Source organism: Gemmatimonadota bacterium, from assembly GCA_016704275.1.
Classification (GTDB): Bacteria; Gemmatimonadota; Gemmatimonadetes; order Gemmatimonadales; family GWC2-71-9; genus Palsa-1233.
Genome location: JADJAK010000011.1, coordinates 23,003 through 49,688, shown reverse-complemented (window position 1 = coordinate 49,688; position 26,686 = coordinate 23,003). Strand labels below are relative to the sequence as shown.

The 26,686-nt window shown below is 67.6% G+C and carries 28 protein-coding genes and 1 tRNA gene; 24 read left to right on the top strand and 5 right to left on the bottom strand.

What is annotated here, in order from left to right; genetic code table 11:
- Positions 1–29: 29 nt before the first annotated feature.
- The 18 genes from IPG05_16010 (at position 30) to IPG05_15925 (ending at position 14,895) form a co-directional block, all read left to right on the top strand.
- Entirely contained in the window at positions 30–431 is a 402-nt protein-coding gene (locus tag IPG05_16010; protein MBK6496579.1) for a hypothetical protein, read from the top strand.
- A 71-nt stretch (positions 432–502) separates the two neighbouring features.
- On the top strand, positions 503–946 hold the full coding sequence (locus tag IPG05_16005) for a hypothetical protein (protein ID MBK6496578.1): 444 nt from the start codon (positions 503–505) through the stop codon (positions 944–946).
- 618 nt (positions 947–1,564) lie between these two features.
- Positions 1,565–2,068: a hypothetical protein gene (locus IPG05_16000; protein ID MBK6496577.1), complete on the top strand. Its 504-nt coding sequence runs from the start codon at positions 1,565–1,567 to the stop codon at positions 2,066–2,068.
- A 35-nt stretch (positions 2,069–2,103) separates the two neighbouring features.
- Complete coding sequence (locus IPG05_15995; GenBank protein MBK6496576.1) at positions 2,104–2,811, top strand: hypothetical protein; 708 nt, start codon at positions 2,104–2,106, stop codon at positions 2,809–2,811.
- Positions 2,812–2,905: 94 nt separating this feature from the next.
- Positions 2,906–3,352, top strand: coding sequence for a hypothetical protein (locus tag IPG05_15990; GenBank protein ID MBK6496575.1), 447 nt, complete (start codon positions 2,906–2,908; stop codon positions 3,350–3,352).
- Between the two features lie 12 nt (positions 3,353–3,364).
- Positions 3,365–3,907 carry a hypothetical protein gene (locus IPG05_15985; GenBank protein ID MBK6496574.1) on the top strand — a complete coding sequence of 181 codons (543 nt, stop codon included), beginning with the start codon at positions 3,365–3,367 and terminating at the stop codon, positions 3,905–3,907.
- 778 nt (positions 3,908–4,685) lie between these two features.
- On the top strand, positions 4,686–5,084 hold the full coding sequence (locus tag IPG05_15980) for a Gmad2 immunoglobulin-like domain-containing protein (protein ID MBK6496573.1): 399 nt from the start codon (positions 4,686–4,688) through the stop codon (positions 5,082–5,084).
- 73 nt (positions 5,085–5,157) lie between these two features.
- A complete protein-coding gene (locus IPG05_15975) occupies positions 5,158–6,159 on the top strand; it encodes a hypothetical protein (GenBank protein MBK6496572.1) in 1,002 nt (333 codons plus the stop codon).
- 44 nt (positions 6,160–6,203) lie between these two features.
- Positions 6,204–7,448, top strand: coding sequence for a hypothetical protein (locus IPG05_15970; protein MBK6496571.1), 1,245 nt, complete (start codon positions 6,204–6,206; stop codon positions 7,446–7,448).
- Positions 7,449–7,485: 37 nt separating this feature from the next.
- Positions 7,486–8,025: a TonB family protein gene (locus tag IPG05_15965; GenBank protein MBK6496570.1), complete on the top strand. Its 540-nt coding sequence runs from the start codon at positions 7,486–7,488 to the stop codon at positions 8,023–8,025.
- 34 nt (positions 8,026–8,059) lie between these two features.
- A complete protein-coding gene (locus IPG05_15960; protein ID MBK6496569.1) occupies positions 8,060–9,229 on the top strand; it encodes a hypothetical protein in 1,170 nt (389 codons plus the stop codon).
- An 82-nt stretch (positions 9,230–9,311) separates the two neighbouring features.
- Entirely contained in the window at positions 9,312–9,863 is a 552-nt protein-coding gene (locus IPG05_15955; GenBank protein ID MBK6496568.1) for a GNAT family N-acetyltransferase, read from the top strand.
- A gap of 70 nt (positions 9,864–9,933) precedes the next feature.
- Entirely contained in the window at positions 9,934–11,112 is a 1,179-nt protein-coding gene (locus tag IPG05_15950; protein MBK6496567.1) for a hypothetical protein, read from the top strand.
- An 87-nt stretch (positions 11,113–11,199) separates the two neighbouring features.
- Entirely contained in the window at positions 11,200–11,949 is a 750-nt protein-coding gene (locus tag IPG05_15945; protein ID MBK6496566.1) for a hypothetical protein, read from the top strand.
- 143 nt (positions 11,950–12,092) lie between these two features.
- Positions 12,093–12,848: a hypothetical protein gene (locus IPG05_15940; protein MBK6496565.1), complete on the top strand. Its 756-nt coding sequence runs from the start codon at positions 12,093–12,095 to the stop codon at positions 12,846–12,848.
- A gap of 73 nt (positions 12,849–12,921) precedes the next feature.
- A complete protein-coding gene (locus IPG05_15935) occupies positions 12,922–14,115 on the top strand; it encodes a beta-lactamase family protein (protein MBK6496564.1) in 1,194 nt (397 codons plus the stop codon).
- Positions 14,116–14,250: 135 nt separating this feature from the next.
- Positions 14,251–14,538 carry a nucleotidyltransferase family protein gene (locus IPG05_15930; protein MBK6496563.1) on the top strand — a complete coding sequence of 96 codons (288 nt, stop codon included), beginning with the start codon at positions 14,251–14,253 and terminating at the stop codon, positions 14,536–14,538.
- 51 nt (positions 14,539–14,589) lie between these two features.
- Positions 14,590–14,895, top strand: a complete 306-nt coding sequence (locus IPG05_15925; protein MBK6496562.1) for a DUF86 domain-containing protein — start codon at positions 14,590–14,592, stop codon at positions 14,893–14,895.
- A 46-nt stretch (positions 14,896–14,941) separates the two neighbouring features.
- Here IPG05_15925 and IPG05_15920 read toward each other — a convergent pair whose 3' ends face one another.
- Together IPG05_15920 and IPG05_15915 are read right to left on the bottom strand one after the other, a co-directional pair.
- Positions 14,942–15,121 carry a hypothetical protein gene (locus tag IPG05_15920; protein MBK6496561.1) on the bottom strand — a complete coding sequence of 60 codons (180 nt, stop codon included), beginning with the start codon at positions 15,119–15,121 and terminating at the stop codon, positions 14,942–14,944.
- On the bottom strand, positions 15,118–15,924 hold the full coding sequence (locus IPG05_15915; GenBank protein MBK6496560.1) for a phosphotransferase: 807 nt from the start codon (positions 15,922–15,924) through the stop codon (positions 15,118–15,120). The genes IPG05_15920 and IPG05_15915 overlap by 4 nt, the downstream gene beginning before the upstream one ends.
- A gap of 180 nt (positions 15,925–16,104) precedes the next feature.
- Here IPG05_15915 and IPG05_15910 point away from each other — a divergent pair, with 180 nt between their 5' ends.
- Together IPG05_15910 and IPG05_15905 are read left to right on the top strand one after the other, a co-directional pair.
- Positions 16,105–17,805: a beta-lactamase family protein gene (locus IPG05_15910; GenBank protein MBK6496559.1), complete on the top strand. Its 1,701-nt coding sequence runs from the start codon at positions 16,105–16,107 to the stop codon at positions 17,803–17,805.
- Positions 17,806–17,856: 51 nt separating this feature from the next.
- On the top strand, positions 17,857–19,701 hold the full coding sequence (locus IPG05_15905; GenBank protein MBK6496558.1) for a hypothetical protein: 1,845 nt from the start codon (positions 17,857–17,859) through the stop codon (positions 19,699–19,701).
- A 45-nt stretch (positions 19,702–19,746) separates the two neighbouring features.
- Here the strand turns inward: IPG05_15905 and IPG05_15900 are convergent, their stop codons facing one another.
- Entirely contained in the window at positions 19,747–20,760 is a 1,014-nt protein-coding gene (locus IPG05_15900; GenBank protein ID MBK6496557.1) for a hypothetical protein, read from the bottom strand.
- A gap of 310 nt (positions 20,761–21,070) precedes the next feature.
- Between IPG05_15900 and IPG05_15895 the strand changes: the two genes are divergently transcribed.
- Together IPG05_15895 and IPG05_15890 are read left to right on the top strand one after the other, a co-directional pair.
- Entirely contained in the window at positions 21,071–21,796 is a 726-nt protein-coding gene (locus tag IPG05_15895) for an SDR family oxidoreductase (GenBank protein MBK6496556.1), read from the top strand.
- 57 nt (positions 21,797–21,853) lie between these two features.
- Positions 21,854–21,927 (top strand) — tRNA-Pro (locus IPG05_15890).
- Between the two features lie 69 nt (positions 21,928–21,996).
- Here the strand turns inward: IPG05_15890 and IPG05_15885 are convergent.
- Together IPG05_15885 and IPG05_15880 are read right to left on the bottom strand one after the other, a co-directional pair.
- Positions 21,997–22,761 carry a hypothetical protein gene (locus IPG05_15885; GenBank protein MBK6496555.1) on the bottom strand — a complete coding sequence of 255 codons (765 nt, stop codon included), beginning with the start codon at positions 22,759–22,761 and terminating at the stop codon, positions 21,997–21,999.
- 73 nt (positions 22,762–22,834) lie between these two features.
- Positions 22,835–23,587 (bottom strand): hypothetical protein, encoded by a 753-nt coding sequence (locus IPG05_15880; protein ID MBK6496554.1) that lies wholly within the window; start codon positions 23,585–23,587, stop codon positions 22,835–22,837.
- Positions 23,588–23,749: 162 nt separating this feature from the next.
- Here IPG05_15880 and mscL point away from each other — a divergent pair, with 162 nt between their 5' ends.
- Entirely contained in the window at positions 23,750–24,178 is a 429-nt protein-coding gene (mscL, locus tag IPG05_15875) for a large conductance mechanosensitive channel protein MscL (protein MBK6496553.1), read from the top strand.
- 631 nt (positions 24,179–24,809) lie between these two features.
- Entirely contained in the window at positions 24,810–25,619 is an 810-nt protein-coding gene (locus tag IPG05_15870) for an ERF family protein (protein MBK6496552.1), read from the top strand.
- Positions 25,620–26,686 lie beyond the last annotated feature (1,067 nt).

Here is a 26,686-nt window from a genome sequence, read left to right as displayed (position 1 = left end):
GGGATGGCAAGATCCAGGATGGTTGGGAAATGATCGGTGACGCCCGTGCAGATGGTGCGTTCTATTTCGGCTTCTCGACGACCGCTCGCGTTCCTACGAAGGGGAATGACTCGCTCATCGTGACCCTCAAGGCTCCGAAGGACCTGCGCGGACAGGGACCATTCAGCGAGGGCCTGCTGTCGGCTGGTGTCTGGCAGATGAGCGGAACCTATTCTGCGCTGTACGGCGGGAGGTGGAACCCGCTCGACTATTTCGTGCTGCTTGGCGACCCACCCGTCGCCTTCATGGAATGCTGGGCAGGTGTGTGGCCCATCACGATCACGAAACAGGCAGGCTGGAAGGGCACGCCGCAACCGGACAAGCTTGGCTTTCTCCAGAGGCTGACCAAAGAGCGGGGAACCAACGGTCGTCTCTGCCGCTCCCACATATAGCTCGCACCTTCGCACTGCGTAAACTGAAGCCGTCGGACGATCACCACGGAGGTCCATCGATGAAGGGAGTCATGCTGCTGCTCGCGCTCGTCGGGTTCGGCACCGGGGCGCCGATGAAGGCGCACACCTCCGTCCCGGCGTATGCCGCCCCTCGGATCATCGTGTTCTACGGAGGGGTCCTGAAAGAACCCGTCTACCTCACGGACTGGTGGGAGAACCTCGATTTCATGCTGGCGGTATCCGAACCTGCAGTCGGGCCCTTGGCCGTGCAGTCGGATAGCACGCCGCACATCGAGGTCGCGATGTACTGGAATGGACCGACCTGGGAACCGTACGTCAAAGACACGATGAAGCTTCGCACGCTCGATCCGAAAGATGCGCAGCGGAGCCGGCTCTATCTTGGTCGCGCGGACCGTCAGCCGTTCCTCGCCTATCAGGGTGCGCTGGTCGTGCGTGGCATTGCGGCCAAGGGAGTGAAGATCCTTGCGAAGTATCATGTGCCCATCACGTCGTGACGCACGGTGGCAGTTGGGCAGGCCCGGCTCCCCCCCCCCCCCCCCCCCGGCCCCCCGGCCCCCCCCCGGGCCCCCGCCCCCCCCCCCCCCCGCCCCCGCGCCGCCGGCCCCGCCCGCCCGGGCCCCCCCCCGCCCCGCGGCGGCGCCGCGCGCGCGGCCCCGCCGCGGCCGGCCGGGCGGCGATCCGGGCGCGGCCGGCATGGCAAGGGTTGAGCCCCCCCCCCCCGGCCCCCCGCCCACCCGCCCCCCCCCCCCCCCCCCCCCCCCCCCCCCCCCCCCCCGGCCCGGGCGGGGGGGGACCGCCCCCCGCGGGGGGGGCTAGCGACGTGATCAATGTCGGGGAGGGGACGTGCTCAACCAGCTGAGGTCGGGGCGGTGCTCACGGGGATGGCAGCGCGGGCCGGGGTGAACGTGGAGGGGGGGCGGGGTGCGGCCTGGTGACGCGCGAGGCGGCAGAATACAAAGGCGGCATAGGGAACAACGCTCGCGTGGGGCCGGGGGCGAGGCGGACGGACGCTAAGGGGCGAGCGAGCTGGTATCCAGATGGCGGCGACTGCCCGGCCTAGGCACTGGGACGACGTCTCACGCACCACCCTCCTCGGAGCTGCGGAGCCTGCAATGCGCGCATTTGGCCTGATGCTCACCCTCGCCTTCCTTGCCGCCCCGGCGCACGCACAACGGGCCGAGCCCACGCTTCAGCCTCAGATGCGGTCGACATCGTTCCTGGCCGGCTTCGGCAACTCCATGGGGTGGTTGGGGGTGCAAGGCGAGAAGTACCTCGGCAGTGGCCGAGTGTCTCTCTTCGGGGGCCTCGGGTACACACCATCGGTCCTTGAGGGCGATGCCACGGGCGTCACGGTCGCGGGCGGTGTGCGTGGCTATACCGCCGGTGTCCGGCACCGTGGCTTCCTCGAGCTCAGCGTCGCGCAGATCGAGGTCGAGCTGAGCTGCTTTGCACACTGTCGCCGTCCCTACGGACCGGGCCTCCAGGCCGGCTACCAGTATGTCGCCAACGGGGGCTTCACTGCGTCGCTCTCCGGTGGGGTGGGATATGCGCCGAACGGATCCGGCACCGCGGCAGCGCTGATGGGCCTCGGCTTCGGATACACGTGGCGTCGGTGAGCTGCCGCCCCATCGGCAAAGGCCAATCGACATGGGTGGCACTGTTCGTGGCGGGCGCGCTGCTGGCCTTGACCTCGCCAGCGGCCGCAAAGCAAGCCGACCGGCTTGGTGCCGTGCTGCTCCCGAAGCGAACCCTCGCGGGTGGCGTGACGACTTTCGTTCACGATCGGGCGGCGCTGGCTCGTGCAACTCCTTTCGTCCTCGACGCGGCTCCTGAAACGATCGTCGGTGGCCCGGATGCAGATCCGGCCTATGATCTCACCAGTCTGCTAGATGTGGCGCTGCTTTCAGGCGGACGCCTGGCGTGCTTCGTCCAGGGGCATCGGGTCCTGCTTTTCAATCGCGACGGCACGCCGTGGCGCACCATCGGTCGGCACGGTGCAGGCCCGGGTGAGTTCATGGGCGGCCGCGAAATGCTCGGACTGCGTGCGGACACCCTGCTGTTGCTGGACATGAACAATCGTCGCCTGAACTGGATCGTGCCGAGCGCTGGGGTAGTCCGTTCGGAGCCGGTGCAGGACCGCATCCCCGGCGTGTACGCCACGCCGGTCGGCGTATTGCCGGGCGGTCGCGTGATCCTGACCAATGCGGGGCAATATCGAGAGATGGGCGGCGCGCGCGAGGACTTCCGCTCCGTCGCATCCATCTTCCTGCTGCCGCCCCGCGGCGCTGCGACCACCATTGCTACCATGCCAGACCTGCTGCTTCGGCGAATGCGCAATTCCATCGAGCCGGGGCCCTGACCTCACCGACTTCATCCGCTTTGGGCCGAACGCCCGATCGACTGTCTGGGACACTCTGATCGCGAGCACGACCGGCACATCATATGAGCTTGTGTTGCGGAACAGCCGGGGAGTCGTCATTCAGAAGATCGTGCTGCCGGCCACGCCACGACGCCCGGTCACCGCGAAGATGCGGCAGGAGAATATCTCGGTGACCATGTCGGCGTGGTACAGTCAACCGCGCGACGTCACCTCACCCGACTCGGCGCGTGTCGAGGCATTCCTGCGGGCCGCTCCCTTCGCCGATTCGCTCCCTGTCACGGCGGAGCTCTTTGTGACGCCGGATCGCACGCTGTGGGTCCTCGATGGACATACGCCAGGGGAATCCAGCTGGAGCGCAACGGGCTTCCGGACCGACGGGGCGATCGTGGGCCGACTGCGAGCTGATCGGGGCGGGCTGCCCGTGGCGTTCGGGAATGACCGCGTGGTCCTGAAATCGACCGACAAGGACGGCGTCGTCAAGCTCGCTACCTACAGGTTTCGAATTGCCGGAAAGCAGTAGGGGAGGTCCCTCATGATACGGCGATTCGTGGTGAGCGTCTGTGCCACCATCGCAATACCGGGGAGTGTCCTGGCCGCTCAAGGAGCGGGCAGTCCCCCCACGTCGCAGGTCGGTGCCAACGAACTCCGCATCGTGCTCACGGCGGTCATTCGGCAGGTTGGGGAGGAGGTGGCGAACGGAGCATTGTCGACGACCGCTCGACCATGGGCCATTCAAGTGCCGGACACCTCGAATGCCCTGTGGCGAACGGTCCGGAGTGGGTTGTATGGTGCGCTGCATGGGCGTCCCGTGACGCCCGCGGATTCGTCTTACACCGCCTTGGAGCTCGGTCCGGTCACCGTCAGAGGCGATACGCTCACGGCGTCCCTCAGCATCACCGAGTTCCTCTATTGCCAGCCCAGTCCAAACCTGGTCATCGGCTCGCCGGGCCGGAGTGAAGGCACCAGCAGTTTCGTGAAGTTCACTTCGATCCGGGAAGGCCGATATTGGCTTCCGTCCAAGGTCGTCGACGCCTCGCTCGTCCACGGGGTCTGCATGTACAAGGGCAAGCCGTAGCGGTTGCCACCGCAGTACCCGACAGTCGTCGCACCCGAACCCGGCCCCCCCCCCAAAAAAAAACCCGCCCGGGGCCCCCCTGGGGGGGCGCCCGGGCGAAGAGGGGCACGGGGGTCCCCCCCCCCCCCCGGGGGGGGGCGGCGGCTTTGTTCCGGCCCCTTTTTTCCTTTCCTCTTTTTCTGGGTCTGGAGTCACCATGCGTAAAGGCCTCGTACTCCTTGCCCTCCTCGCCGCCATGCCGAATGCGCTGGCCCCACTATTTCGGCACAGGCCGCGGACTCGAGCTATCTGAGCCTCGTCCGGCGACTGGTGAGCGATTCGTTGCGAGGCGCAGGCCGCAGGGAAGGGGAACGGTTCTTCGCCAGCGATTCCGCCACGCGTGCGCTCCTGAAGGCGAGCGGCGTCATCGGCGCGAGCATGGAGCCGCCCCCTCCCGTGCTGAACTGTCCCGACATTCGCCTCACCGGCGCCGAAGCGTCGCCGGTCGGATACACGGTCGACGTGCGGGAGTCCCCCGGTGCCGATTCATCCCGGAAATGGGTAGAGGTCAGGGTGAGCTGCACCTACCCGCAACGCGCGCCGCTCGGCACACTGTGGGGGTTCGGCCAGTCGTGCGTGTGGGAGCTGCGGCGGACGCCCGGTGGATGGACGATCGTCGGGAGGGAGTCCTGCAGAATCACCTGAGCGCTCGGCACCAAACGCGCACGGGCCTCGGCAGGCCCCGCCACAGTAGGTGCCAGAGAGTCTTGCGGGCCCAAGTGCTGGAGATCTGTCTCTGATGAACAGAATACCCCTGCTCCTGGCGCTTCTCATTCTGGGTTGCAACCGCGAAGCCGCCCGCGAGCCCGCCGCGATACCGGACCTCATCGAGCTCCGGACGCCGCTGCCCAATGCGATTGTCCAGAGCCCCCTCACGCTTGAGGGCAGGGCCAGGGGGCCTTGGTTTTTCGAGGCGTCATTTCCCGTCTACCTCACCAATGCGGACGGGGACACCATCGCGGTGGTACCCGCACAGGCCGACGGGGAATGGATGACCAAAGCATTCGTGCCGTTCAAGGTCACCCTCACCTTCACACCGCCCGCTTCGCAAACGGGAACCCTGATCCTGGCCAAGGACAACCCGTCGGGCCTTCCTGAGCATGCGGCCGAACTCCGGGTTCCGATCCGGTTTCGCTGACCGTACCGACTCGAGGCGTCGCGGGAACGTGCGACGCTAGTCCATTTTCCATGACCTCCCGGAACTCCGCTGAATGCTCCCACTCCTCCTGACTCTCCTCGCTGCGTCGCCGCCCTCCTGCGGCACGCCCGACCGGCAGCGAGACGTCCGCCCGCACAACTACATCTTCTTCGGGCAGGAGCGCGAACGCATCGCCGACACCGCCTTCCTGGCGCATCCCAGCATCGTCGGCGCCCAACTCAAGTACACCTGGCGCGAACTCGAGCCCGCGCAGGGTCGCTATGACTTCCGCGCCATCCGCCGCGACCTCGCGTTCCTCAAACGCCACGACAAGCGGCTCTTCCTGCAACTGCAGGACGTCTCGTTCAGCAAGACGCCGGTGACCCCCGACTACCTCCGCACCGACCCCGCCTATCACGGCGGCGTCGCCGGGAAGTACGAGGCCGACGCCGACGGTCGGACAGAATTCGCCGGCTGGGTCGCCCGACGATGGGACCCCGCCGTGCGCGAGCGCTTCGCGCGCCTCCTCACGGCACTGGCCAAGGAGTTCGACGGTTCCGTCGAGGGGATCGTCATCCCCGAGACCGCCGTCGGCTTCGACGACCCTGCTCGGCAACCCTCCGGCTACTCCCCCGCGTCCTACGCTGCAGGCATCCTCGAAATGCTCTCGTCGGCGCGCGGTGCCTTCCAGAAATCCTGCGTCATCATCTACGCCAACTTCATGCCCGGTGACTCGCTCTCAAACGACGGTCGCGACTTCCTCCGAAGCGTGCACGCGCACGCGGCCACGATCGGCGCCGGAGTCGGCGGGCCGGACATCATGCCCTACCGCCCCTGGCAGCGGGCCAACAGCCTCGGCCTGATCGAGAAGCGCCCGCCAGGGGTGATCGCCGCGATGGCGGTGCAGGATGGCAACCTCGCCGACCGGAACCGCGACACCGGGCAACAGATCACCGTCCCCGAACTTTACGCCTACGCCTCGACACGCCTCCGCCTCAACTACATCTTCTGGGGCACCGAAGAGCCATACTTCACCTCGGCCGTCCTCCCGTTCCTTCGCAGTGTCAGCCAGTAGCCTCCAGCAGTCGCGCTCCGCCAACAGCCCCCTCGGGAGATCAGATGTCGCAGCCGGTGAGGTACCTGCTTCTCACGTTGGGGATCGTGGGCTGTTCGGACGGAGGCGGCGCGGGCCGAGTGGGTGCGGTCTCTCGCGACAGCGGCGACATCCGGATCGTCGAGAACGCCTTCGATAGTGGTACCGGCAGGATCACCGTCGACACCACCCCGGCCTTCCGGATTGGCAGCGGGGCCGACGCCGAGGCGCCACTCTTCGGGCATGTGACGGCGGTGCACGTCCTCGCGAGCGGCACGATCGCCATTCTCGACCTCACGGCGCCCAACCTGCTCTTTGTCGACACCACGGGGACGGTGCTGGGCCGGGCTGGCGGGAAGGGAAGCGGGCCTGGGGAATTCCCCGGAAGCCAAGGCGGAATGGTCCAGACTTTTGCCGGCCTCGGCGATTCGATCTATGCCGTGATCAATCGCGCCGACGTGGCCGTCTTCGTCCCGGGCCGTTTTGTCCGCGCGTTCAAGCTGACTGCGCTCCCGGACGGAGGCTTTCCGATGACGGTGGCGGTGGTCGGGTCGAGCCTCGTCGCCTCCAAGCGGCTGCCGCAATCGCAGCGCGCTCCAGGGATGTACCGCGACTCGGTCACGCTCCAACGCTATGCCCTCGACGGGACGCTCGGGGAAGCGCTCGACGGGGTGCCCAACGTGGAGACGCGGCAGCACCCGATGGGGTCGTACCCGGCGCCGTTCGGGAAGCGGCTCCAGGTGGCAAGCAAGCAGGGCTGGATGGTGACCGGATTCCCGGAGCACTTCGAGATCGCCTCGCGGAACCCAGAGGGTAGGGTCGCCAGGATTGTCCGGCTGTCGAAGCCGGACGTCCCGATGACCGCGGCGGTGGTGGATGGGCACAAGGCACGACTCTTCGACAACTTCGGTGGCAGCCCCGAAGAGCGGAGCGCCATGGAGGCTGACCTCTCCCTCGATCAGCTCCCGAAGACCCTGCCAGCGTACTCGGCCGTGAAGGTTGACGGGATGGGGCGTGTCTGGGTGCGAGAGTACATCGAGCTCGACGGCATGGGGCCGATGAACGCCGACATGGGGAAGGGCCCGCGCTGGCGCCCCGATGTTCCTGCCCGGTGGTATGTGTTCAGCAACGACGGCGAGTTCCTGGGGACCGTGCGGTTGCCGCTGGGCTTCGTGGTGCATGACATCGGCAAGGATCACATCGTCGGCGTCATCCGCGATGCGGACGATGTCGAGTATGTCGTGGGATATCCGTTTCGGGAGAAGCGGTAGCCCGCGGCCGCGCATGCCTCTCACTAAGGAGCTGCATATGTCTCGTCAAGCAATCGTATCGGCCCTGGTGTCGAGTGTCGTGCTGCTGACGCCTGGAACGGCGCCCGCTCAGGACTACCTCGGGGGAGACTGGGCGACGATCATCCGCAGCAGGCGGTGCCCGGTCGCAAAGGACTGCCCAGCGCGGGTTGGGCTCGTGTGGGACTCGACCAACGCGCTGCCAACCTATCCCCCGGCCTTCAGGGGTGCTGGGATAGGCGGCGACGCCGTGGTGTCCTTCGGGGTCGGTGCGGACGGGGCCGTCGACTCGAGCTCGGTCACGGTGGTGCGCGCGAGTAACACCGCCTTTAAGGCAACCGCGATCAGCGCGGTCCGCAGGTGGCGCTTCGGCTTCGAGACGGAGGGCCGCCCAGCAGCGGCGGGGCCTGTTCAGGTCCATTTCGTGTTCGCCCATCAGGGCGATTGCAAGGGGACTCCACGCGAGCGGTGGTCGGCCTGGGCTGCCCCGAACCAGGTCGTCATTGGCGCGTGTATGACCGTGATTCCCCGGAGCCAGCTGCGGCAACCGCCGAAGTAGTCTGGTGCTTCCACTCTCAGCGGTAACCACGGAGATGACTTTGACGTTTGCGCGGCATTCCAGCACCGGGCCTGCACGGCGAAAGGGAAGTCTCCTCCTCGCTGTATTCCTCGCCTTGCTCTCGCTCCCCGCCACCCTCCCGGCGCAATCCGGCGTGCCCACGCTCACCCTCGGCCCACAGCGCTTCACCACCGGTGACCTTGAGCTCGATCAGGTGCGTGGGGCCGGCGTGCTGCCCGATGGGCGGATCGCGATCGCCAATGCCGGCACGTCGAATGTGCTCATCGTGAATCGGCGCGGGACCGTCGACAAGCGCTTCGGTCGCCAGGGCGAAGGACCGGGTGACTTCGGCGGCCTCAACCGGATCGCCACCTTCGGAGACACCATCGTCACCTACGATGGGCTCCTGAGTCGGGTCACGCTCTGGCGAACCGCGGGGACCGTCATCCGCTCTTTCATCGCGGAAGCGCCTCCCGGCCAGAAGGGGCTGGTCCAGCTCGAGGCGATCGCCTCCCCATCGAGCTATCTCGCGACCGTCAGGGTCTACTCGGAGCAGCCGCGGAACGGCCTCTACCAGAATCTCTTCGCGCTCTTCGGGGTGCGTGGCACCGAGCGGGTCACCCTTGGGACGCACCCCTGGTCGCACAGCTACTTCTACGCCGAGACCGACGCGGAAGGCGGGCATGGCAGCGCCTCGTATGGCACACCCTTTCTCGGAGAGTCGCTGGTCGCCTCCGCTGCCGGAAAGACACTGCTCCTCGTGATTGGCGAATCACGCGTCACGATTCGCCGCGCCGACGGAACCCAGGGCGGCGTCGCACTCCCGATCGTGCCAATCTCCGGACGCGAGCGCGCCAAGGCATACGCCGATGCGATGATCGCCTCGGTCAAGGACCCTGATCCCGGCTGGGTGCGGAAGTTCCGGCTCATCTTCGGCGCGAACTTCCCCGTGGTCGAGCGTCAGGCCATCGCCCAGCGTGCGGTCACCGTCGGAGGTACCGTCTGGTTCCAGGAGTTTCGGAAGCCGAAGGACGCTGTGGCGACCTGGTGGATCGTCGACGCGCGGCGCGAGGCGCTCGTCGGGCGCCTCACCCTGGCGGCAACCTCGACCATACTCGGCGGCAATGACCAGCAGCTGCTGGTACTGCAGACCGATGCGGACGGCGTCCAGAGTGTCGTTGTGTTCGATAGGCCGAAGTATTGATGCTGGGGAGCCAGCGTTTCCGGCGGTCGGGGCTGGGGCCTCGGCGCAGACACGCACCCCGTCCTGACGCGAAGGAGCGATTGTGGTAGCGTTGATCCCACCCGAGACCTTCGACACCGAACGGCTCGTGCTGCGCCGCCCAGAGCTGCGCGATGCACCGGCCATGTTCGACGGTTGGGCTCAGGACATCGAGGCCCTGCGGTTCCTGTCGTGGCAGCCGCACGGAAGCGTGACCCAGGCCGAAGCGCACGTCGCCCGGTGCGAGGCCGCGTGGCTCGACGGGAGTGCCTTTATCCACTTCCTGGTGGAACGCGCCACCGATCGCGTGGTCGGTTCTCTGGCAAGCCGAGTGGATGAGCATGGGGTCAACTTTGGCTACGTGCTGCGGCGGGATGGCTGGGGGCGCGGGTTCATGGCCGAGGCACTCAGGCCGGTGTCGACGTGGTGGCTTGAGCAGGGCGGGGCGCATCGCACCTGGGCGACGTGCCATACGGCGAACGTGCAGTCCGTGAGGGTGCTCGAGAAGGCCGGCTTCACCCTTGAAGGCATTCTACGCCGTTGGGGCTCGAACCCGAACGTCTCTCCGGACCCTTGTGATCATTTCTGCTATAGCCGGGTCCGCGATGCCTCCTGACGACGGTTTCTGCGGTCGGAGCCCGACGCCAAAGCTGCGGACACCTGCGCACCTGCCGAGGAGCGATTCGATGAGAATGCCAGCCGCGTGCCTCACCATCCTGATGGCGATCGCCCTCTCGCCCGCTCCCGCCGCCGCGCAGTCCCCCGTGGTTCGCGCGGACGGGGCGGCCGCCTGGGGCGCGGGCGTGCGACTGGTGCCGGTCGGCTCATTAGGGACCATCGATGGCCCGCCGGAGTACGCGCTGGGGTCGGTGCGACGCCTCGTCGGCTCACCCAAGGGCGACTTCTACATTTTCGACGGGCAGGCAATCCAGATCCGCCACTACGGCGCCGACGGCAAGTTCATCGGCAACGTGGGCCGGAAGGGCAGTGGACCCGGCGAGTACCAACAACTGCTGGGACTCTCCCTCCTCGGCGATTCCCTTCTCGTCGCCTGGGACCCCGGCAACCGCCGGATCACCTACTTCGGCGCAGATGGGAAGGTGCGACGTTCGGTATCGGCCGCGACGGCGAGCACCGTGTTCGGCCCGGATGTCTTCGAGGTCGATCTGTCTGGTCGCGTGGTCATTCAATACGGCCTTGGGAAGGACACGGTCGCGTACGTCCGCATGCGACCGGACGGAACGCCCCTCGACACACTCCGCGGCAGCACGGCACTCGGCCCGGGCTTCGTGCTCGGCATGCCCGAGGGGTCGCGGTACACATTCATGAAGAGTCTGCTGGCGAAGCCGAGTCCCCTCGGCGGACTGTTGAGGGCATCGACCAGCGTCCTCGGATTCACCGCGGAGGTCGGCGGAAAGGAGCTGACGGTCGTGCGGCAGTCGCGTCCGATCGAGCTCGGCAAGGAAGAGCGGGCAGAATGGGAGAAGGTCGCGGAGACCTTCAACGGTCGCCCGAATGTGAAGCCCGAGGAACGCGTGAGCATTCCACGGACCAAGCCGGCCATCCGCGACCTCTTCGCCGATCGAGACGGTCGCGTGTGGCTCGACGCCTACGCGCCGGCGGAGCAGCGCCCGACGACCGCGACCGGCAAGGCGCGTCCCAAGATCACCTGGTTTGAGCGGGCGACGTTCGAGGTATTTGCAGTGACCGGCAAGTATCTGGGCCGAGTGGTGTTTCCCCCCAAGCATGAGCTGATTGCGGTCAGAGGCGATCGCGTCTGGACCTATACCTCCGGACCGGATGACGAGATTCAGATCGGGATCTTCAAGATGGTGCGCGCCTCGGGCGCGCCTCTGGGTAACTAGGCAGCGGGTACTGTGGTCGGGGCTGGCCGGCCCCTCCGCAGAAACGCACAACGCCAGCTGGCCACGACCGAGTGAGGAGCCGCGATAATGTTCTCTCGTCAGTTCCGGGCCCTGTTCAGGCTCGCCGCACTCTGGGCCGGCCCGTGGCTCCTGCTCGGGCTGCTCATGGGATGGCGTAGCTGGACGTCCCAGTCGGACCTGCCCGGATCGCGCGATCCGTTCTCGCTCGGCGGTTGGCTATTTCTCCACGCGCTCGTGTATGCGATGATCGGGGTGATCTCGGGCACCGTGGCCGGACTGGTCATCGCCCACTTCGAACGGGGTCAAGAGACCGGTTCGCTCTCTCCGCGTCGGGTCGCCGCCTGGGGCGCCCTAGGGGGGCTGGCACCGCTCGCCTTTCTCGGGGCCCTGGGGCTCGCGTTCGGGCTCCCCAATCCCTCGATCGTCCCGCTACTCGTCATCGGCCTCGCCAACTCGGCACTGACTGCCGGCGTCACCGCCTCGGCGCTCTCGGTGGCCAAGCGCGGAACCGATCGCGACGGTGCCACCCCCGATCCGCTGCAGCCCGTCCGCTCCAGCCTTCGCCAGATCGCGCTGGCCCAGAACCAGTACTTCGAGGACCATCAGACCTACGCCGCGAACCTGGACGCGCTCGTCGCGGCGACGGCATACCGACCCGCTGATGGGTACCATGCTGAAGTCGCGGGGGACCGTGAGGGATTCACGGCTACGATTCGCGTCACGACTTCGGCCGATCAGCCGGATCGCGCCACGATGTGGATCGGGGACCATGCGCGGAGCGCGTCGCGCGTCCCCGGCGTGATCTACTGCGAGTGAGGTCAGGGCATGGCGGCGCACCCCGGCCGGACCCTTGGTAGCTTCCGGAGTGGCATTGCCTCGCCTGGCGGTCGTTTGCCGCGGGGCATAGGGCGACTGGTGCACCTGCGCGCTCCGTTCTCTCCTCCGGCAAGGTGGTTCTGATGAGCTCGTTGCTCCCCCTGCTGTTGCTGCTGCCCTTTGTGCTGCTGCTTGGCGTGTATGCGGTGACCCGCCACCTCGCCGCGCGGCGAACAGCATGGCTTCGCGTCCAGGGGGGCTTTGCCGAGGGCTCGGTTTTGCCAGCCCAGATCACGCCGGCCATGCTCGACCGAGGTGTCAGGAACGCCCTGATCTGCACAGTGGCGATCATCGTCGTCGTCGGGCTTGGCTCATATGTGGTCGCCTCCGTCACTCACCGTTCGCTCTTCCAGGCGGCAGGGATCGTCGGCGCGGTCGGTTATGTCATCGTGCTGGCGGTGTTCTTCGGCCTCTGGCTCCGGGGCAGGGCACGTCGCGGGACGGTCATCCTCGATTGCGGGCCACACCCGATGCGCTGGCTCTGTCTGATGCTCGCCGTGCTGGTGCCGCTCATGAGTCTCATGACCATGCTGTCCAGCACGTCAGGACGCTCGATCTGGGCGTTCGGCGGCCCGGGGCTCATGCTCCTGCAGTCGCCCTTCATGGCGGTGGTGGGCTTCAGTCGCCTCCAGGTCACAGAATTGGGGCTCTGGCAGTACTACGGATTGTTGCCATGGGAGAAGATCAGCTCGGTGAGCTGGACGCCCGAGTCGACACTGCTCATTCAAGCGAAGGGGCGCTTCGTGTCGCTCTCCAAGGGCGCCCTGCCGGTGCCACCAGCCCACCGCGCCGCAATCGCCGACCTGCTCGCGCAGCACGGCGTCACGACGAGTGCCTAGCGATGCGCGCTGGGCTTCTTTCCGCCTAACCAGGCATCCGCCAATGTGGCAATGCATCACTGGCGGGGTGCTCGTGGCGATGACGTGCGCGTCGCCCGCAGTCGGCCAGGGAACGCCCGCGTCCGCTGCGGGGCGCTGCTTCGCGCGCGACTTTCAGACCGACGTCCGCAGCGCGATCGCCGGCTATGCCAAGGTCGCCGGGATCCCCGGCGTCAGCATCGGCGTGGTGGTGCGGGACGCACTCGTCTTTGCCGGCGGCGTCGGGTACGCCAACGTCGGCCGGCGCATTCCGGCGACGGCCGACACTCCCTACAACGTGGCGTCGGTGACGAAGCTCTTCACCGCGACGCTCGCGCTGCAGCTGGCCGCCGAGGGGCGGCTCGACCTTGATGCTCCGGTGGCGCGGTATCTCCCCGACTCGGTGCGCCTGCCGACCGACGCATCGGGGACGGCAATCACCGTGCGGCATCTGCTGACGCATACCGCCGGTCTCCCGAAGCAGCCACCGAATCGGCGCAATCAACCCGTCGCCGGCCCGATCGACCCCGGCGTCTGGGATGCCTACGAGGTGACCGACCTGTACCAGGCGCTGCCGATCACCAAGCTGCGCGCGCGGCCGGGCACCGCGATGAACTACTCCAACTACGGCTATGCGCTGCTCGGCCACGTCGTCGAACGCGTGGCCGGTGTGCCGTACGAGCGGCTGCTGCGAGCCCGGCTGCTCACGCCCCTCGGCATGACGTCCTCCGGGATCACCCTCACGGCCGCGCAGGCGCAACGGCTCGCGGCGTTCTACTGGGACGAGGATGACGCGCGGGTCGAGCAGTCGGTCCACGCGCGGTATGGCAGCGTCGCCGGCTTCATCGGGCTGACGTCCACGGTCCGCGATCTCGCGCCGTTCCTCATCGCGCATCTGGGCACGACCGCGGCGGGGCGCGCGGCCGTCGCCCCCGAGGTTGCACGCCGCATGCTCGAACCGCAGGTGCAGCTGGACAGCGCCAATGGCACCCATCGCGTCGACATGGCGCTCGGCTGGTTCCGGGAGGTCGCGCTGGCGTCGAGCAAGGCGACGCCGCTGCTGTGGCACTTCGGCAACGTCGATGGCCACGCCTCCGCCGTCTTCCTCCAGCCGGCGGCGGGCCTCGGCGTCATCGTACTGCAGAATCTCGGGGGAGATATGGCCGGCGTCGCGACCGAACAGATGGGCCGATGGCTGATGCAGCGCGCCGCCGCTGAAGTGGCACGTTGCCCGCCAGCGCCCCGCTGAGGCGACCCGCCGCCCTACCGCTTGAGCGCCCCAGCCTCCTTCACCAGCGCCAGCCCGAAGCCCTGTTGCCCCCAATCGGTAGGCTGCGAGGCCGGCACTACCCACCCGTTCGCCCCTGGCCCTAGATTCCTAGGTATGAGTCCCTCCCTCGAGACCCTCCGTCGCCAGGTCGAGGCGCCCATGCGCCAGCATGGCGTCGTCCACGCCGGCGTCTTCGGTTCCGTCGCCCGAGGCGACGCGCGGCCGGACAGCGACGTGGATTTCCTCGTCGAGTTTAAGCGTGGGCGGAGTCTGCTCGACCTGGTGGGATTGCAGGTCGAACTCCGTGAAGCCCTGGGGCGGGACGTCGATGTCGCGACGCGCAATTCGCTCCACCCTCGCCTGCGCGATCGGATCCTTCGTGAAGTCGTTCCCCTGCTGTGACGCGCGCCGTCCCGCTGCTCCTCGGGGAACTGCTCGACGCCACTACGCTCGTTGCGCTACACCGCGGACCTGACGTTTCAGGACTTCGCCGCCAATGTCGAGAAGCAGGACGCGGTCGTTCGCCGCCTTGCCGTGATTGGCGAGGCGGTCAAGGGATTGCCGGAAGATTTCCGAGCGCGGTATCCCGAGATCCCATGGCGGAGCATCGCTGGTGCTCGCGACGTCCTGGTGCACGAGTATTTCCGAGTGGACCTCGAACTCGCCTGGGAGATGGTGCAAACCGAACTGCCACGACTGGCCCGGCAGGTGCGCGCGATCATGGCAGCCGAAGGCTACGCGAGCGACGGGGCGCTCTGACCCGACCATGTTGTCGGTGAGCGGCCTTGGCTGCGGTGCCGCAACTCTACCTCGGCAGTCCAGCAGCCTCCTTCACCAACGCCAACCCGAACGTCCACTGACCCGCCACGCCCTGGATGTCGATCGTGCCCGCGCGTAGCTGCTGGTAGATCTCCCCCAGCGTGGGCGTCGCCTCGTCGGCCGGGATCTCAATGCCAACATGCCCCCGCGCACGCGCCGCGCTCATCGCCGCCACCCCGAGAGCGCGGCGGCACAACGTCGGTAGTAGTGGAACGCCTCGGGTAGCCCCACGGTCGGCGCGTCGTCGTGCGCAGCGACCAGCTGCTGACACGTCCCCTCGTCCATCCGGAAGAACATCGCGACCGTCGCGAGGTCGTAGAGCGGGTCATTCGGCGCGGCGGTGTCCCAGTCGAGTAGCAGCACGCGCGTGCCGTCGAAGACCAGGTTCGACGGGTTCACGTCGTTGTGGCTCATGACCAACGGGCCACCCTGCGCCACCGGCGGCTCGGCGCAGAGCGCAGTGACCACCTCATGCACAAAGCGGGGCAGCGTGGCGTCCGAGCTCAATGCGTTCCACATCGCCTGAAGCACCGGCCGCACCTCCGCTCTCCCCATGCCGGGCGGGGTGGGGAGGTGGGCCCGCTGCGCGAGCATCCGGCCGAGCGCGTCGATGGCCGCGCCTCGCGTGGCGGGATTCCCGAAGTAGGCCGGCCAAGAGCGATCGACCACCAGCGTGCTCAGTACGGCGCGTCGGGCTTCGTCGACATGAACCACCTCAGGCGCCAGCCCTGATGCGGCCGCCGCACGCTGCACCTCGAGCCGAGCCTGCCACGGCCCGAGCGGCTCGTCCGCCGAGGTGAGCTTCAGCACGAACGACTCACCCCCGGCGTCCACCCGATACACCGCCGCTCCCGACATCCCCTTGCCGATGCGCGTCAGCGTCGTGGCTGGGCCGCGCATGGTGCTTGGCAGTGCGAGCTGCCAGTCGGCGGGGGAGTCAGGGGGCGTCAATTCGGGGGGCAGAGCCACGGGGTGTTCCCTGGGCAGAGTGGCAGGCGTCCGGCGAGCGCGGAAAGATGCCACGCCGCGCGTTGGGCTGGAATGCTGGGGCAATGCTGCCACCCGGAGCGGCACGACGCTGGCGCACCCGGGACCCGCGGCGGTAAGCTTGGGAGGTCCGGCCCCCGCCCCCACTCCCCGAGCCTCCTCATGCACCTGCGTCCCATCCTGCGCGCGCACGCCCTCCTGTTCGGCCTCGCCGCGCTCCCGGCCGCCGCCCACGCCCAGCACATCATCGGCGAGCGCGACGCACGCGCCCTCCGTGCCGACAGCGTCTTCCGCCGCTTCGACCGCTCCGACGCCCCCGGCTGCGCCCTCGGCGTCTACCAGGACGGCGGGCTCCTCTACGCGCGCGGCTACGGCATGGCGAGCCTCGAGCACGGGATCGCGCTCTCACCCCGCTCGGTGCTCGACGTGGGGTCGATCTCCAAGCAGTTCACGGCGATGTCGATGCTGTTGCTGCAGCGGGACGGCAAGCTCTCGCTCGACGATCCGATCCGGAAGCTCTTTCCCGAGATGCCCGCGTACGCCGACGGCATCACCTGGCGCCGAGCGCTGAGCCAGACGAGCGGCCTGCGCGATCTCTGGACGCTCTGGGGCCAGACCGGCCGCACCTTCCGCGGCGACACCATCGACGCGCTGCAGGTGATCACTCGCTCGGCGGGGACCAACTACGCACCGGGGGATCGCTACCTCTACACCAACTCGGGATGGATCCTCGCGGCACAGGCGGTCTATCGCCTCACCGGCAAGTCGCTCGCGCAATTCGCCGAGTCGCGGATCTTCGCGCCGCTCGGGATGCGGGACACGCGCTACTTCGGCGACAATGCGATGGTGATCCCCGGCCTCGCGACCGCGTACTCGCCGCAGACCAGCGGTGGCTTCCGCGTGGCGCGCAACACCTACGATGGCGCCATCGTGGGGGCGGGCGGGGTGCACACCACCATCGAGGACTTCGGGCGCTGGCTCGACAACTACGACCGCCTCCTCGTCGGCGACGCGGCAATCGTGCGCACCATGACGACGCCGACCGCGCTCAGCAACGGCTCGCCCGCGCGCTCGAGCTTCACGCAGGCGTACGCCGTCGGCCTCAATGCCGGCACGTTCCGCGGGCTCCCCGTGGTCTCGCACGGCGGGAGCTGGGCCGGCTACCGCGGGCACTTCCTGCGCTTCCCCGAGCAGCGGTTCGCGGTCGCGACCTTCTGCAACGTCGCCAACGCCGGTGCCGACACGCTCGCGCGGCAGGTGGCGAGTGTCTACCTCGGCGACCGGATGGCGCCGGACACGGCGAGTGCCTGGGCGGCCGCACTCGACGCGGCGCCGGCGGCAACGGTCCCGGCCTCCGAGCGGCAGGCCATCACAGGGATCTGGCGCAACGTCGCGCGCGGGCAGGTGCAGCGCATCCGCGTGGCGGGGGACACGATCATCGCGGTGGGCAGTGAGCGGACCCGCGTGATTCCGCTCGGCGGCGGGCGCTTCCGGCTCGGGCGCGGGACCGAACTGCGGCTTGCACAGGGCGACGCGGCGAGACTCCTCTCCCGGTCGGCCTCCGACACGACGACGTATGAGCGCGTCGACTCGGTGGTGCTCACGGCGGCTCAGCTCGCCGAGTATGCCGGCGAGTACCGCAACGAGGAGATCGAGACGACGCACAGCTGGCGCGTGGAGAAGGGCGCGCTCGTGGTGTACACCGCGGGGCGGCGGCTCGGGACGGTCGATCCCACCTACCGCGACGGCTTCGTGCGCAGCGGGGCGGTGATCGACGTGACGCGTGACGCGCGCGGCCGCATCACGGGGTTCGTGCTGCAGTCAGGACGGGTGCGCGACCTGCGGTTTACGCGTGCGCGCTGACGACCGCATGCCGCCCAGGGCGCTCGGCACCTCTGCGCGCGTGAGCCACCGATGAAACCGCTGCTGACGTCGTGGCTGTCGTCCCTGGGTGTGGGAGCGGTGACGGCCATCGTCGGGGCCGCGTGCGGCGTATGGATCGCCACCCTCGCCGTCACGTGGCAGCCGACCCCGAACCGCGGGTCCGGCTCGGCCTACGCCGTGTATTACGCGGGTCTCTTTGCGGCCGCGGCCGGAGGGATCATCGGGCTGGTGGTGAGCCGGTGGTTGGCGCAGGCCGGTGATGTGCCAGTGGTCCGCGCGGCGCTGACGGCCACCGCGATTCATGTCGCACTCCTCGGAGTCATCGGCGGCGTGATGCGACTCATGTCGGACGTCCCGCCGACGTTTGAGGGTGAGAAGCTGTTGCTGGCGGTGGAACTCTCCTGGCCGGAAGCGGCGGCCCCACCGATTCCTTCCGGTGAGGCGCCGCCACACATGGCGCTCGCGATCGCCGGGGCATCGTCCGTGCTCGATTCGCGCCCGGGCATTCTCTTCGCCGAGGACGCGCGACGCGAGGGGGGACGGTACATCGTGCCGGGGGTGGTGGAGGTGTGGACCGAGCGGAAGGCACGCATTCTCAGCGTGAACACCGGGACGCTTGGCACCGATGTCGCGGAATTCCAGGTACCACTCCCCAGGCGCCCTGGCGCGGCCCAACGTGCGTGGAGCGAATGGCTGGCGGTCGACGGCGGGAGCCTGCAGTATCGGTTCCGCGTGGTCAAGCGGAACGAACCGGCGCGCACCCAGGTGGTCGGACCGTTCACCATCGGGACGCTGATATCGCAGATCGATGCGGGCTATTCGGAGAATGCCGGGATGTGGCTGACCGTGCAGGCGCACTTCGCGGTCACCCACAACGGCACAGCCGTGCGCGTGTCAGGGCCCGTGCATGAGCGCGACAACTTTGATGGCACCACCCCGCCGCCCGACTCGATCGAAACGTACGACACCATCGAAGCCGTTGCGATTGTGCCAGGGGCCACACCCGCGCTCGTGGTGCAGGTGAGCGCACCGCGTGTCAGCGGATACACGTACCTGCTGCGATCCACGGGGACGGCCGTCCGGTTCGTCTACCTGAGCCACCGTGATGTGGGCCAGCCGCTCGCGCATGCCGTGACGCCCCCCGACACGACCGCGACACCAAATGCCTCACCGCGGGTCGAAGGACTCGTGGACGAGCTCCTCTTCCGCACCCCAGGCCTGTACGTGGCCGCCAGTGCCGTGCTCGACACGCGCACACTCGAGGTGCATCGCGTGCCACTCGTGCGGCTCGTCTCCGATCTCGACAAGAAGGCGCCCCTCAGCCTCTCGCCCGACGAGCAGCGCTATGTGCGCATCACCAAGAGTGACACAGTGCCGGTGCTCCAGGAGATCACCATCGCCACCGGCGCCACGCGTGACGTCCCGCTGCAGTTCGCCGCGTCACCAACCGGCGACTTTGTCGATGTGGACGCCGCCTGGTTTGATCACTATTTCGCGTGGGAGGCGGATGCTGCCGGCCACCGCCGAGTGGTGCCGCGCCCCTCGGCCGCGGCCATGCCACACCGAGGCAAGCTGACGCAACGACCGGACTCCCGGCTGTACGCGATCGATGGGGTGAAGGAAGGACTCCACGACGCACTGGTCGCGTTTCTGGAAACGTCGCTGCAGGGAACCCGGGGCAAGCACATTCAGGAAGAGGGACACCGCTCCACCGAGGTCGTCATCGGGACCGATACCGTCACCGTGAGCTTCAGCAATGACCTGCTCTCGGTCTATGCACCGTCCGGCGCGAACACCCTGATCATCGTGAAGATTGCCCGGAAGTTCGACGAGGCGTTGGCGACGCGACGCTACGATCAGTACTTCGGGCCATGAACGCAGCGTGCTGACCAGCCTGGCACGCGAGGCGGAGGGCGCGGCCTAAGGCGCGAGTGGCTCGGGCTTGATGTACCGGCTGGGATCCTTGCCGATCGTCGCGAGGAGTTCGCGCACCACGACCTCGCGTTCCTCGAGGTCGTCGGTGTTGAAGCGCAGGAAGAAGGGGCGGTGGTCCCAATCGAAGGGCGAGGCGGCCTTCCCGAACAGGAAGTACACCATCCCGGCAAACTGACACGCGGTGGCACCATCGCGCTCCATCAGACCACGCAACAGCGTGTCGACGATCGGCGGCGGATGAAAGCTGGCGATATGGTCGAGCGCCTGCGACAGCCCGCCATACAGCGTCGCGCGTTCGAGTGCCTGGACCAGCACGGCGATCCGTTGTGACTCGGTGGCGGCGTCCGGCGCATACTCCAGGACGGCCATCTGGATGCGGGAATCTCCGCTGGCGAGTGCCCGTCTCAGCGAGGCCTGTGCGGTGGGCGTTCCGAGCGCGGCGAGCGCGGCAATGTCCCGCCAGTCTGCCTCCCGTCGGTCCTGCACCATTGCTTCAATCCGCTCCAGTTCCTTCGGGGTGGCCTGTGACAACAGCTCCAGGTCGTACCCGATCCCCTCCCGCCACTTCTCGTAGTCGATCTCCATGCTGGCTTGGAATCGACCCACGAGGGACTCCGGGTCCACCTCCTCCTCGGTCCGGTGCAGCGTCCGACCGTGCTGCCAATCGTCGGACTCCAGCTGCTTCCGAATGGCGTCCATGTCGGGAGCGGGCTCGGGAGGGCGCGGCGGCTCAACCACGAAGAAGTGCCGCTGGTGGTCCGTGAACTCCCCGGCGTAGCTGCTGCCATTGCGATCGTAGAAGGCGATCTCTCCGGTGCTGACTCTGCGCGCGTCGTCGACCGGCTGCGCCAGCATGAGGTAGGCGCCGCAGGGCGCGGCCGGAAAGCCGTGTCCCAGCGCCGCGATCGCATTCCCCGCCGCAAGCTCGGCGCTCACCAACGCGCGCAGCGGATCCGGGAAGCTGGCGAACTCCTCTTCCTCAGCGGGGGAGAGGGTCATGGCCGCAGAACACTCGTCACGACGAAGGCATCAAGCGATGATGGCAGGAGGCACGCATCCTGGGTGAGGTTGCTGGCGGCGGGCGGACCGACTCTGCGGCTCTGTGCGGGACAGACGCTATTATCGCCGCCGCCCTCCGGGAACGCCAGATGCCATTCTCCGGGGTGGGGCGAGACCTTGCAGCAGGTCACGACGGAGTGCGTGCCGAGGAGCCGAGGCGCCGTGTGATCGTTGCTCGCCTACGGACGGGGCGTAAGCTTGTGCTGCTGGGTGCAACGCGCCCCGGATCACTCGAACCCACGAAACGGCCATGACTCAGGATCTGCAGGGCAAGACCGCAGTGGTGACCGGTGGGAGCAAGGGGATCGGCTACGCGATTGCTGACGCACTTGCCGCGGCAGGGTGCAACGTGATGATCTCCGCGCGCCACGAGGCCGAGGTGCAAGACGCCGCGCGCACCCTCTCCGACCGCCACCCGGGGACCGTGGTGGGGATGGTGTGCGATGTCCGCAAGCACGAGGAGGTGCGGCAGATGATCGCCGCCGCCGTGGCGCGCTTCGGCGGGCTGCACATCCTGGTCAACAATGCGGGAGTCGGCAAGTTCGCCCCCATGGGCGAGCTGACCCCGGACGACTGGCATCAGGTGATCCAGACCAACCTGGACGGGGTCTTCTACTGCTGCCATGAGGCCATCCCGCACCTGCGCCAGCAGGACGACAGCTGGATCATCAACATCGCCTCCCTCGCCGGCAAGAACCCGTTCGCAGGCGGTGCCGCCTACAACGCGTCGAAGTTCGCGCTGGTGGGGTTCAGCGAAGCCTTGATGCTGGACGTGCGGCAGCACGGGATCCGGGTCAACTACATCATGCCGGGGAGCGTCGCCACGCACTTCAACGACCACACCCCGAATGCGCAGGACGCATGGAAGATCCAACCCGGGGACGTCGCGGAACTCGTGATGACCTTGGTGCGCTTTCCAACCCACGCGCTTCCCTCACGGATCGAGATCCGACCGACGAAGCCGCCTCGGAAGTGAACAGCCGCCGGTTCACGCCCGTTCCGAAATAGCAGACCGCGGTTAGTTTAGGTGCTACGGGGCGTAGCGCAGTCCGGTAGCGCGTCCGCTTTGGGAGCGGAAGGCCCCGGGTTCGAATCCCGGCGCCCCGATCTGTTGAACAGCCCCGCCACGAGATCCTCGTGGCGGGGCTGTTCGTCATCCGGACCTGCCGCGGGGCGCTAGCGAATCCGCGTCGGCGTCCCGTAGACGTCCGCCAACGACCCCACCCACGCCGGCAGCCGGTACGGTCCGGGGAGGAAGATCGCCGGGTCGATCTTCGCGTTGTTCTTGATCTCGTAGCGCTCCTCGACCTGCGTCGGCTGCCCGCCCAGCGTGATCAGCACGAAGCCCTCAATCCAGCCGCCGCCGAGCCTGGTGTACTTGGTGAACTGCGCCTCCATCGGACGCGAGGGATCGGCGCCGTTTGGCTCGATCAGCCGCATCACGATCATCCGCTCCTTCTCGAGCCAGAACTGCTTCGAGCGGAGGTCGCCCTGCTTCGCGCCGACCACGATGTACTTCACGCCCTTGACCGACTCTTCGTGCGTGATGTCGAGATTGAAGCCGAAGGCGCGCAGCCGCTTGATCGTCTCGGCCGGCGGCGCCACGTGGAGGTCGCCGGTGAGCACCAGAAACGAGTTGGGCCACCAGCTCCGGGTCTTCATCTGCTTGGCACCGTAGCTGTACAGCGAGTCGTTGCGATAGAGGATCGCGCGGCCGGTGATGTCCGGCGCGACGTCGATCCGCAGGAGCCCGGGCAGCTTCACGGCGTGGTACCAGGTCTCCTTCCGGCCGTCGGGGAGCACGGTCTTCTGGAGGTAGGTGAACGACGTGGGCCACTTGCCGGCGTACTTGGCATAGGCCGCCTTGACCACCGCTTCGCCAGGGGACACCCCGGGGCCGCCCACGGCGAGGGCCAGCAACAGGATGGGGGATGCGAACATCGACACTCCTCACGGGCTCGGACGGACAACGCCCCGGCACGGAAGTGACCGGGGCGCGAAATATAGACCGACTTCAGCTGCCCGGAGGGGGCGGGGGCGGGGCGGGCCACCGTTCCTGGCCGGCACCGACCCACGTCGGCGTCGTGGTGCGCGCCGGGTCGAAGAGCCCCGGCTCGTGCGTCACGCCGGTCTTCACGTCGGTGTACTCCTCCAGCTGCACCAGCTGCCCCTTCTGCCACACCTCGATCCGCCGCTCGACCCACGCCGACCCGTGCTTGACGTAGCCGCCGAAGCGGGCGTCCATGGTCGGGTCGATCAGCCGGACCAGGAGGAGGCGGTCCTTCTCGAGCCAGAACTGCGACGACGTCGTGTCGCCCGCCAGCGCGCCGACCACGATCACCGGCTTCCCCTCCCACGTCGACTCGTACGTCTTCGACAGGTCGAAGCCGAGGCTCTTCAGCTTGGCGACCGTCGTGTCGAGCGGGACGGCGTGCACGTCGTGCAGGAGGATCAGCATCGGGTGCTTCATCGCCCGCGCCGGCGCCTGCTTCCCGGCGGCGAAGCGATAGAGGGTGTCGTTGCGGAAGAGCATCCCCTGGCCGGCGCTGGCCGGCGCGATGTCGATGCGCAGCTTCCCCGGCACTTCCATCGCCTCGTACCAGGTCTGCACCCGGCCGTTGAGAAAGGTCGTCTTCTGCACGAAGGTCATCGTGGTGAACCACTTCCCGGCGTACTTGGCGTGCACGGCGCGCAGCACGTCGACGCCGTCGGTGGGCGGGGCGGTGAGCAGGGTCAGGGCGGCGAGCGCCGCGGCAGGAGTCAGCATGGCCAGCCTGGGTCGGGGTGGGTGGGGCACGGGAGTGAATCGCCGGGCAATCTACGATGCGGGCGGCGCCCGGGTTTCCTCAGGGGGAAAGGTGCACTATGATCCTTCCGATTCCCACGCCCAGTCGCCCCGACCCCACACCGATCGCCCCAGAGGCTCCGTATGTCCATGTCATCCGAGTTCAAGGAATTCGCCCTCAAGGGCAACGTGATGGATCTCGCCGTCGGCGTGATCATCGGCGGGGCCTTCGGCAAGATCGTGGACTCGGCGGTGAACGACCTGATCATGCCGCTGGTCGGGAAGGCCGTGGGCGGGCTCGACTTCAGCAACTTCTACGTTGCGCTCGGTGACGTCCCCGCCGGGACGGCGAACACCCTGGCCGCCGTCAAGGAAGCCGGCGTCCCCGTCTTCGCCTACGGCAACTTCCTCACGATCTCGCTGAACTTCATCATCCTGGCCTTCGTGATCTTCCAGATGATCAAGGTCATGAACCGGATGAAGCGGGAGCAGCCGGCCCCGGCGCCGGCGCCGGCCGTGACCCCCGAGGACATCGTCCTCCTCCGCGAGATCCGCGACGCCGTTCGCAAGTAGTGGCCGGGGCCGGGGAGGGGGCTACATTTCGGCGTCCCTCCCGGCGCCCGTAGCTCAGCTGGATAGAGCAGCAGCCTTCTAAGCCGTCGTGCGTAGGCGCCAGCCACGCTAAATGTGTTGTCCCACAAGGACTTAGCGCGAGGCCTTGACGCTGAGAGCCTTCTGACATGGCGGCTTAATGCGGCTTGTATCGTGAAATCGTGCGACCAGTTCATGCGACCAGCCCATCTGGTGGCTTGGCGGCATCCCCGGCCAATGCCATCTGGGAGTATCGGGCTGAGCTCGACCCGACTCCCACTGATGGCGCACCATGCCCGCCGGCCGACCGCAACGCCCTTGTACCGCCACCGAGACGAAATCACTCATCCGCATGAAGGGCAAAGGCCATGCGTATGCGGAAATCGGGAGTACCCTCGATCGCACCGTTGCCCCGCGGGCTCGACATCCCGGGGCCGGGGACGGCACCGCTTGCCGACGCCTCGCGACCAACCGTGTGCGCGCTGCCCTTGGCGCGAGCCCAGACAAACTCCCATCCGGCGGTATGCTGTGGCATCCCACTGAACCGGAGACTCGACATGACCAACCCGTTCAAGCGCGCCACCTGGACCGACCGGATGCCTGGAGGTAGGTCATGAGGCACAGCGAGACGCTCGACAAACTGGCGTTGGCTCTGGTGCAGGCGCGCGGGAAAATGCGGCCCATTCACAAGGACGCCTCGAATCCCCACTTCCGGAACAGCTACGCTTCGCTCGCCGCCATTAGCGAGGCCGCAACGCCTGCTCTGCTCGAGGAGGGTGTGATGGTGATCCAGTCCGGCGGCGCTGCGGACGAGGCGGGAACCGAGGTGCTCACTCGGCTGCAGCACGTCAGCGGAGAATGGATTGAGACCAGCGTGCGGATGCCGATGGACAAGGCCACTGCGCAGGGGGCCGGCTCCGCGCTCACCTACGGCCGGCGATATGGCCTGTCAGCGGCACTCGGCATCGTGGCGGACGACGACGACGACGGCAACGCAGCCAGCGCGCGTGGCGCCTGGCGCGAGCAGTCAAGTGCCCCGCGCTCAGCCATTCCGGCGCCTCGCTCCGGGTCATGCCCTGCGATCCCGTTCGGCAAGACCAAGGGGACGCCCCTCTCCGCGATGTCGGACGACGACCTCCAGAGCGCTTTGTCCTGGGCCCAGGCGAAGGGGTCGTTCACCGAGTTCCAGGCCCAAGCGGAGGCGGAGCTCACGCGTCGCCGCGGCGGGACTGGTGGCGTCGCGAGCGCCACTACGGCCGCGATCGATGAGGCGCTTGCTGCCTTGCCCGAGGCGAAGCAGACGCCCGCGCGCCGCCGGTGGATCCAGCGCCGAGACAAGGGGGTCTCAGACGCCGAGGCGCAGGGCATTCTGGCCTCGATCCGGAGCATGGCAACGGGCACTCCAACCCGGATGGCGGGGTAGGGGGGCCCACAGTTATTCAGCCCGTCTCGCCGGATGAGGGGTCGAGGCGGGCGGTGCATTTCGGCCCTCAGGTGCACTGAAAGCGCATCACCGAATGACGTGAATCGTCCTGCCAGGAGGGTGGCGGTTCGGGCTGAGATTTTGGGTTGATATGCGCCCGATGTCGTCGCTGATATGTGGTCGCGTGGCAGGGTAACAAGCGTAATTCCCTGAGGGTTCTATCCCCGTCTTGGAGGCTAATTCCGAATGCTCACTCGTCGCCATTTTCCGGCCATTCGTTGACGTGCCTTGGTGACAGTTGCGCGGGGTTTGGCGCGGAATCGGCACTCAGAAACGGCGGCATTCAGGTTGATTTGGTCCCTAGGGGCATTCGTACCCTATTTCCGACCCGCGCGGGCGCGCGGGTCGGCGTCCAGGCCTTGATCCATCACATTCGTCGCTATTCGAAGCCCCGCCGCAAAACCCCAACAGACTACCCTCACTTCTCGGAGATAGGCCTTCGGCGCAGTCTCGGCAAACCGACCAAAGCCATGAACGCGAAAAGGCCCTGTCTGGGCAAATGCCGACAAAGGTCGACTGGCAGATCCGGCCGATGTGCAGCGGAACTCACGTGCTAGGACAGCCGCCCCACCGAGCCAAGCGGGGCGAGCCATTGCTGGCCGTTTGACCGCTGTCACACCCAGGTGCCAGCTTTCCTGATTGCGGTCTCCATTGGCCATCGTCCGCCGGCCAACCCGCCACCCCTTCGACCGGCCCCGGGTACTCGTAGATTGGATGAGTACCCCGGTCGGGTCGCCAGCCATCAGCGCCTCCTAGCAACCCTAATCGAAGAGCCCGATGCCCCCTCGCCGCCATCCGTCCGTTCCCCTCCGCCTGCCTTACCGGGTGGGGGAGGCAGGGCTTCAATCCTTGGATGGGAACCCCCTCCCTGAGCTCCGGATCGGCGCGGTTGGCGAGCTGTTGAACTCCTCGGCGGATGTGGTGGACGATGAGCTGGTTTATCGGCTCGGGGCCCCATGCGGTCGCCATCGTTGACTGCGAAGGCTACTTGATGCCTCGTGGTACGT